General features: G+C 59.7%; 7 protein-coding genes, 1 tRNA gene and 1 pseudogene. All 9 read right to left on the bottom strand.

The window, feature by feature from the left end; all coding sequences use genetic code 11:
- The coding region (rpoB, locus tag C9413_RS23040) for a DNA-directed RNA polymerase subunit beta (protein ID WP_170250951.1) at positions 1-3,998 on the bottom strand (3,998 nt) is incomplete at its 3' end.
- Between the two features lie 257 nt (positions 3,999-4,255).
- Positions 4,256-4,639, bottom strand: a complete 384-nt coding sequence (gene rplL / locus C9413_RS23035; RefSeq protein ID WP_022719200.1) for a 50S ribosomal protein L7/L12 — start codon at positions 4,637-4,639, stop codon at positions 4,256-4,258.
- Positions 4,640-4,697: 58 nt separating this feature from the next.
- Positions 4,698-5,216 (bottom strand): 50S ribosomal protein L10, encoded by a 519-nt coding sequence (gene rplJ, locus C9413_RS23030; RefSeq protein WP_022719201.1) that lies wholly within the window; start codon positions 5,214-5,216, stop codon positions 4,698-4,700.
- A gap of 326 nt (positions 5,217-5,542) precedes the next feature.
- Positions 5,543-6,235 carry a 50S ribosomal protein L1 gene (gene rplA, locus C9413_RS23025; protein ID WP_039844633.1) on the bottom strand — a complete coding sequence of 231 codons (693 nt, stop codon included), beginning with the start codon at positions 6,233-6,235 and terminating at the stop codon, positions 5,543-5,545.
- A gap of 4 nt (positions 6,236-6,239) precedes the next feature.
- Positions 6,240-6,671, bottom strand: a complete 432-nt coding sequence (gene rplK / locus C9413_RS23020; RefSeq protein ID WP_022719203.1) for a 50S ribosomal protein L11 — start codon at positions 6,669-6,671, stop codon at positions 6,240-6,242.
- A gap of 176 nt (positions 6,672-6,847) precedes the next feature.
- Positions 6,848-7,378 carry a transcription termination/antitermination protein NusG gene (gene nusG, locus C9413_RS23015; protein ID WP_022719204.1) on the bottom strand — a complete coding sequence of 177 codons (531 nt, stop codon included), beginning with the start codon at positions 7,376-7,378 and terminating at the stop codon, positions 6,848-6,850.
- A gap of 17 nt (positions 7,379-7,395) precedes the next feature.
- Positions 7,396-7,596, bottom strand: a complete 201-nt coding sequence (gene secE, locus C9413_RS23010; RefSeq protein WP_039844632.1) for a preprotein translocase subunit SecE — start codon at positions 7,594-7,596, stop codon at positions 7,396-7,398.
- Positions 7,597-7,784: 188 nt separating this feature from the next.
- A tRNA-Trp gene (locus tag C9413_RS23005) sits at positions 7,785-7,860 on the bottom strand.
- Between the two features lie 142 nt (positions 7,861-8,002).
- Positions 8,003-8,323 (bottom strand): annotated as a pseudogene (locus C9413_RS23000) (NAD(P)-dependent oxidoreductase); the annotation flags it as partial.

Raw genomic sequence — 8,323 nt, 5'->3', positions numbered from 1 at the left:
CCCGGGACGATGCGTGCGTAGACTCTGGTGCGGCCGGCGACGTCGTCCGACGTCACCGTCAGCATTTCCTGCAGCGTATAGGCTGCGCCGTATGCTTCCAGAGCCCAGACCTCCATTTCGCCGAAGCGCTGGCCGCCGAACTGGGCCTTGCCGCCCAGCGGCTGCTGGGTCACGAGCGAGTAAGGACCGATCGAACGGGCGTGGATCTTGTCGTCGACCAGGTGGTTGAGCTTCAGCATGTAGATGTAGCCCACGGTCACCTGACGGTCGAACTGCTCGCCGGTACGGCCGTCATACAGCGTCGACTGACCGGAATCCTTGAGACCCGCCAGACGCAGCATCTCGTTGACATCGCCTTCATGGGCGCCGTCAAAGACCGGCGTTGCGATCGAAACGCCGCGCTTCCACTGGTCGGCAAGACGCAGAACCGAGTCATCGTCGAAGTCCTTGACCTGCTCGGCCTTCGGACCGTCGCCGACAACGTCGCCGATCGTCTTGCGCAACGGCTCGATATTGCCGTTCGCCTTGTAGGCTTCGATCAGGTCACCGATCTGCTTGCCCATGCCGGCGCAAGCCCAGCCGAGGTGCGTCTCGAGGATCTGGCCGACGTTCATGCGCGAAGGCACGCCCAGCGGGTTCAGAACGACGTCGACATGCGTGCCGTCTTCGAGGAACGGCATGTCTTCGACCGGAACGATGCGCGACACGACACCCTTGTTGCCGTGACGGCCAGCCATCTTGTCGCCCGGCTGGATCTTGCGCTTCACTGCGACGAAGACCTTGACCATCTTCATGACGCCAGGAGGCATTTCGTCGCCGCGCTGGACCTTCTCGACCTTGTCCATGAAGCGCTGCTCAAGGCGCGACTTGGATTCATCGTACTGGCCGCGGAGCGCTTCGAGTTCGCTCTGGACCTTCTCGTCCTCGACTGCGAACATCCACCACTGCGAGCGGGGATATTCGGAGACCACGGCGTTCGAAAGCTCGGTGCCCTTCTTGAAGCCCTTCGGGCCGGCGATGGACATCTGGCCGCGGAGCATCTCGATCAGACGGCCGTAGACGTTACGGTCGAGAATCGCCTGCTCGTCGTCGCGGTCCTTGGCAAGACGCTCGATCTCTTCGCGCTCGATTGCCATTGCGCGCTCGTCCTTTTCAACGCCGTGGCGGTTGAAGACGCGCACTTCGACGATCGTGCCGTAGGTGCCGGGCGGCATGCGCATCGACGTATCGCGGACGTCGGACGCCTTTTCACCGAAAATGGCGCGCAGGAGCTTTTCTTCCGGCGTCATCGGGCTTTCACCCTTCGGCGTGATCTTGCCGACAAGGATATCACCCGGCTGAACTTCGGCGCCGATGTAGACGATGCCTGCCTCGTCGAGATTCTTCAGCGCTTCTTCCGAAACATTCGGAATATCGCGCGTGATTTCTTCCGGACCAAGCTTCGTGTCGCGCGCCATCACTTCGAATTCTTCGATGTGGATGGAGGTGAACACGTCGTCGGCAACGATACGCTCGGAGAGCAGGATCGAATCTTCGTAGTTGTAGCCGTTCCACGGCATGAACGCGACGAGCGCGTTGCGGCCGAGAGCCAGATCGCCAAGGTCGGTCGACGGACCGTCCGCCAGAATGTCGCCGCGGTTGACAACGTCACCGACGGTGACCAGCGGACGCTGGTTGACGCAGGTGTTCTGGTTCGAACGCTGGAACTTCTGCAGGCGGTAGATATCGACACCGGACTTGCCGGCTTCGAGGTCTTCCGTTGCGCGGATGACGATACGCGTGGCGTCGACCTGGTCAACGACGCCACCGCGGCGGGCGCCGATAGCTGCACCGGAGTCGCGAGCGACGACCGGCTCCATGCCGGTGCCGACGAACGGAGCTTCGGCACGCAGCAACGGAACAGCCTGGCGCTGCATGTTCGAGCCCATGAGGGCGCGGTTCGCGTCGTCGTTTTCCAGGAACGGGATAAGAGCGGCTGCGACCGAAACGACCTGCTTCGGCGAGACGTCCATCAGGTTCATGCTGTCGCGCGGGGCGAGCATGACTTCGCCAGCGTGACGGCACACGACGAATTCGTCAACGAAGGAACCGTCCTTGTCGAGCTCGGCGTTGGCCTGTGCGACGTAATACTTCGCCTCTTCCATGGCCGACAGGTAAAGAACATCGTTCGTCACCTTGCCGTCGACGATGCGGCGGTAAGGGCTCTCGATGAAGCCGTACTTGTTGACGCGCGCAAAGGTCGCCAGCGAGTTGATGAGACCGATGTTCGGGCCTTCCGGCGTTTCGATCGGGCAAATACGGCCGTAGTGGGTCGGATGAACGTCGCGGACTTCAAAGCCGGCGCGCTCGCGGGTCAGCCCGCCCGGGCCAAGTGCCGAGAGACGGCGCTTGTGGGTGATCTCCGACAGCGGGTTGACCTGGTCCATGAACTGCGAGAGCTGCGAGGAGCCGAAGAATTCGCGAACGGCAGCAGCTGCCGGCTTCGCGTTGATCAGATCCTGCGGCATGACCGTGTCGATTTCGATCGAGGACATGCGCTCCTTGATCGCGCGCTCCATGCGCAAAAGGCCCAGACGGTACTGGTTTTCCATCAGCTCGCCGACCGAGCGGACGCGGCGGTTGCCAAGGTTGTCGATGTCGTCGATCTCGCCCTTGCCGTCGCGTAGCTCGACAAGCATCTTGACTACGGCCAGGATGTCGTCCTTGCGCAGGACGCGGACGGTGTCTTCGACGTCGAGGTCGAGACGCATGTTCATCTTCACGCGGCCGACGGCGGAGAGGTCGTAACGCTCCGCATCGAAGAACAGCGAGTTGAACATGGCTTCGGCCGATTCCATGGTCGGCGGTTCACCGGGACGCATGACGCGGTAGATGTCGAACAGCGCGTCCTGGCGGTTCTCGTTCTTATCGGCGTTGAGCGTGTTGCGGATGTAGGCGCCGACATTGATGTGGTCGATGCCGAGAACCGGGATTTCGTCGAAACCGTTGGCGAGGATGACCGGCAGGGTCTTTTCGTCGATTTCGTCGCCGGCTTCGAGATAGATCTCACCCGTCGAGTAGTTGACGATGTCTTCTGCGAGGTAGTTGCCGTAGAGATCGTCGTCCGTCGCCTTCAGAGCCTTGAGACCCTTGTCGGAAAGCTGGCGGAGCAGACGCGGGGTCAGCTTCTTGCCCGCTTCGACCACGACTTCGCCGGTGTCGGCGTCGACCATCTCGGTGATCGCCTTGGCGCCCTTCAGCGCCTCGGGCTGGAAGGGAATGCGCCAGCCTTCGCCGTCGCGCTTGTAGAGCGACTTCGTATAGAAGGTGTCGAGGATTTCCTCGCCATCCATGCCGAGGGCCATCAGCAGCGACGACACTGGAATCTTGCGGCGGCGGTCGATACGGGCATAGACGATGTCTTTGGCGTCGAACTCGATGTCGAGCCAGGAGCCGCGATACGGGATCACGCGGGCGGCGAAGAGCAGCTTGCCGGAAGAATGGCTCTTGCCCTTGTCATGGTCGAAGAAGACGCCCGGCGAACGGTGCATCTGGGACACGATCACGCGCTCGGTGCCGTTCACGATGAACGTGCCGTTGTTCGTCATGAGCGGCATGTCACCCATGTAGACGGACTGTTCCTTGATGTCCTTGATCGACTTCGCGCCGGTATCCTCGTCGATATCGAACACGATGAGACGGAGGGTAACCTTCAGCGGCGCGGCATAGGTCAGGTCGCGCTGGCGGCATTCGTCGACGTCGAACTTCGGCGGTTCGAACTCATAGGACACGAATTCCAGCATCGAAGCGCCGGAGAAGTCCGTGATCGGGAAAACTGACTTGAAGACGGCCTGAAGGCCTTCGTCAGGGCGGCCGCCCTTGGGCTCTTCTACCATCAGGAATTGGTCGTAGGACGCCTTCTGAACCTCGATGAGGTTCGGCATTTCTGCGACTTCGGGGATTTTACCAAAAAACTTGCGTACGCGCCTACGACCGTTGAACGAAAGGGTCTGAGCCATCGTCGCTCCTTCAAAATTGCATCCGGGCCTGCAACGGACGGGAACCGCTGGCCAGGCGATCCCGTCGATCAATGGATAATTCAATCTCGTCCCACTTCCCGAAGCCACATGGCCGGATTGCCGTGCGCTTCGGTTCGAGACCATGCTCTTGAAGAACCCATTACCCAAAAGCCGTTTTCACGCGGCTTTTGGGTAATTCGTTCACAAAAACGGCAAATGGGAGACGGTGAAGACCGCCTCCCAGATGCAGTTCAAGATTACTTGACGTCGGCCTTTGCGCCAGCGTCTTCAAGCTTCTTCTTGATGTCAGCGGCTTCAGCCTTGGAGACGGCTTCCTTGACAGCCTTCGGAGCGGCTTCAACGAGGTCCTTGGCTTCCTTGAGGCCGAGGCCGGTGATGGCGCGGACTTCCTTGATGACGTTGATCTTGTTGGCGCCGGCATCCGTGAGGATGACGTCGAACTCGGTCTTTTCTTCTTCAGCAGCGGCAGCAGCGCCACCAGCACCACCAGCAGCGGCAGCAACAGCTACCGGAGCAGCAGCGGAAACGCCCCACTTTTCTTCGAGAAGCTTGGACAGTTCTGCAGCTTCCAGAACGGTCAGCGAGGAGAGGTCGTCTACGATCTTTGCGAGATCAGCCATTTTATCAGTTCCTTTTGTTCGGTTCGAACCGGTTTTCTATAAACAGCGAAAAACCGCCTTAAGCGGCTTCGTCCTTCTTGGCGTAAGCCGAAAACACTCGGGCAAGCTGGCTTGCCGGTGCTGCAACAACGCCTGCGATGCGGGTAGCCGGTGTCTGGATCATGCCCAGCAGCTTCGCGCGCAGTTCGTCCAACGACGGCAGGGTCGCAAGCGACTTGACTGCATCGGCGTTGAGCGTGGTTGTTCCCATGGCGCCGCCGAGCACAACGATCTTGTCGTTGCCCTTGGCGAAATCCACGACGACTTTCGGAGCGGTGATCGGATCGGCGCTGTATGCAATCAGCGTCTGACCGGTGAAGAGATTGGAAATCCCTTCCGCTTCCGTACCCTGAAGGGCGATCTTGGCCAGGCGGTTCTTCGCGACTCTGACGGTGCCGCCAGCAGCGCGCATCTTCGAACGGAAGTCGTTCATCTGCGCGACTGTAGCACCAGCATAGTGGGCCACGACAACCGAGCCCGAAGCCTTGAAGACTTCGTTCAGTTCCGTGACGAATTCGCGTTTTTCCGCTCTTTCCACTGCCTATCTCCAGTTGGCGGGACCGTGAAACGGACCCACCGGGTTGCCTTTGCCTCCCGGGATCAGAAGCGATCCCAAGCGGCGCTTGAGGATCCTGTCCCCTCGCGCTTCGCGCCAAAAGGCCGAAGGCACAAGGCATCCAAGGCTCGAACCAAATCCATGAAGCTGAGCTTCATCGAAATTCGGGTCTTACCCGTCTCATGCAGGCCGAAGTGATTAAGGGAAAACCACCTGCAATCTCGGACAGGATTCCGGATTGCTCCGGAATATTCCGGCCCCTTTCGAGGCCGGAATTCTTGCCACCGGGCAAAGCCCGATGAAATTCGTTAAGCGGCCGTGACCGACGACGGGTCGATCTTGACGCCCGGGCCCATGGTCGAAGAGATCGCTACGCGCTTGACGTAGTTGCCCTTTGCGCCAGCCGGCTTCGCCTTGATGACCGCATCAGCGAAGGCACGGATGTTTTCTTCCAGAGCCTTTGCATCGAAGGATGCCTTGCCGATCCCGGCGTGAACGATACCAGCCTTCTCGACACGGAATTCGACGGCGCCACCCTTGGAGGCCTTGACCGCCCCGGCAACGTCCATGGTGACCGTTCCGACCTTCGGGTTCGGCATCATGCCGCGCGGGCCGAGTACCTTACCGAGACGGCCGACGAGCGGCATCATGTCGGGGGTCGCGATGACACGATCGAAATCGATCTTGCCGCCCTGGACGATTTCGACCAGCTCTTCTGCGCCGACGATGTCAGCACCGGCTGCCTTGGCTTCGTCAGCCTTGGCGCCGCGCGCGAAAACGGCGACGCGAACGTCACGGCCCGTACCGTTCGGAAGGTTGACCACGCCGCGGACCATCTGGTCTGCGTGACGCGGATCGACGCCGAGGTTCATGGCGACTTCGATGGTTTCATCGAACTTGGCGACAGCCCGGTCCTTGACCATGCCGATAGCAAGGTTCAGAGCGTAGAGCTTCGTGGGATCAACACCTTCGTTGATCTTCTTGGTGCGCTTGCCAGCCATGGTCTTAACCTACCACTTCCAGGCCCATGGCGCGGGCAGAGCCCTCGATCATCGCCATTGCACCCTCGATATCTGCTGCGTTAAGGTCCTTCATCTTCGCTTCGGCAATCGCCTTGACCTGAGCCTTGGTCAGCTTGCCAGCGACAGAGCCCTTGCCGGGCGTCTTCGAACCGGACTGGATCTTCGCTTCCTTCTTAAGGAAGTAGCTGACGGGCGGCTGCTTCATCACGAAGGTAAAGGACTTGTCCTGGTAGTAGGTGATGACAACCGGGATCGGCATACCCTTTTCCATTTCCTGCGTGGCGGCATTGAACGCCTTGCAGAATTCCATGATATTGATGCCACGCTGACCAAGCGCCGGGCCGATCGGCGGGGACGGGTTTGCCGATCCTGCCTTGACCTGAAGCTTGAGCTGGCCTGCAACTTTCTTAGCCATAACTCTCTGCCTTTCATTGATGACCGGTTGCCCGGCCAGTGATGCCGGATTTCTCCGGCGGCTGCGGTTGCGTGGTGCGGATTTTAAGGCCCGGCTAAGACCCCTCACCTTCCACGCGGTTGGCGGCTATCGCCGCGCAGAAGCCGGTCAGTACTGACCGACTTCCATCTCAAAAATCAGACCTTTTCGACCTGACCGTATTCCAGCTCGACCGGCGTTGCACGGCCGAAGATCGACACTTCCACCTTCAGGCGCGAACGCTCTTCGTCCACATCCTGAACCGTGCCGTTGAACGACGCGAACGGGCCGTCGGAAACGCGGACCTGTTCGCCAACCTCGAAGGTAACCGAAGCCTTCGGCCGCTCGACACCTTCCTGGACCTGGCCGAGAATGCGCTCGGCTTCGGAGTCCGGAATCGGAACGGGCTTGTTGTCGGAGCCGAGGAAACCAGTGACCTTCGGCGTGTTCTTGATGAGATGGTAGGCCTCGTCCGTCAGGTTTGCTCGAACCATGACATAGCCCGGAAAGAACTTGCGCTCGCTGTCGACCTTGCGGCCGCGGCGCACCTCAACCACCTTCTCGGTCGGCACGAGGATCTTTTCGAAGAGATGCTCGAGCCCCTTCTGCCTGGCCTTCTCCTCGATGGATTCAGCCACCTTCTTCTCAAAATTCGAATACGCGTGGACGATATACCAACGTGCCGCCATCTTATATCTCCACCCGATCAGTTGCCGGTGTTGAGCACGTAGCTCAAAGCCCAGCCAATCAGCTGGTCAGCAGCAAAGAAAAACAGCGCGGCAAAGACGACCATCACCAGAACCATGATCGTCGAGATCATAGTCTCGCGGCGAGACGGCCAGGTAACCTTGGACGTTTCGGTGCGAACCTGCTGTAGGAACGCAAACGGATTAGATTTGGATGCCATCGACTGCCCACGCAATTACGGCACGTAAAGCTGAACATATCAGCCCCACGCACCGCGTGTCTGTTGAACCCTACATAAACACCGATTCCCAATTGCACAAGAGGAAAACCGACGTCTAGCGAAATTTGCCATAATACCCTCCCCGACGGACCGCTGCGAGAACGTCCGCGCTTTCCCTTCGAAGAAGATGGCAGGGGCAGAGGGGCTCGAACCCCCGACCTGCGGTTTTGGAGACCGCCGCTCTACCAGCTGAGCTATACCCCTTTACGCTTTACATTCAGCCCTTTGACCATGAGGGTCGAAGCGCTTCCTGCAAGCATGGCGCTCCCTTTAAGACGGTGGCACGGGATATGCAAGTGCGATTTTCGATTTTTCCCAATCCGCATCACCCCGGCATGGCCTGCGGTCAGAGCTTCACATATTTGCGCCAGTCGTGCTCTTCCTTGAAGCCGAGGACTTCGCGGATCTTGCGGTTGGAAAGCAGCCCCTCATGCTCCCCGATCTCGCGGGTGAAGGGCACGTTCGGAAAGAAGCGTTTGGCGAGTTCCTTCGACGGCATATTGGCAGTCACGGTGTCGTTCACCGCATTGAAGACCTGGAAGCCCAATCCGCTCTTTTCGATGCATAAATGGACGACCTGCGCGAGATCGCGGGCGTCGACATAGTTCCACGCGTTGCGCCGGCGCGTCTCGGGATTGGCGATGAAGCCGGGAAACCTGTCATATTC

Source organism: Rhizobium sp. SEMIA 4085 (assembly GCF_013004495.1).
In the GTDB taxonomy this organism is placed as follows: domain Bacteria; phylum Pseudomonadota; class Alphaproteobacteria; order Rhizobiales; family Rhizobiaceae; genus Rhizobium; species Rhizobium gallicum.
This window is presented reverse-complemented; position numbering and strand designations above follow the sequence as displayed.

Bases quoted from the DNA above. Each gene is read 5' to 3' on its own strand.
- rplL (WP_022719200.1), bottom strand. From the start codon at position 4,639: ATGGCTGATCTCGCAAAGATCGTAGACGACCTCTCCTCGCTGACCGTT.
- rplA (WP_039844633.1), bottom strand. From the start codon at position 6,235: ATGGCTGGCAAGCGCACCAAGAAGATCAACGAAGGTGTTGATCCCACG.
- rplK (WP_022719203.1), bottom strand. From the start codon at position 6,671: ATGGCTAAGAAAGTTGCAGGCCAGCTCAAGCTTCAGGTCAAGGCAGGA.
- nusG (WP_022719204.1), bottom strand. From the start codon at position 7,378: ATGGCGGCACGTTGGTATATCGTCCACGCGTATTCGAATTTTGAGAAG.
- secE (WP_039844632.1), bottom strand. From the start codon at position 7,596: ATGGCATCCAAATCTAATCCGTTTGCGTTCCTACAGCAGGTTCGCACC.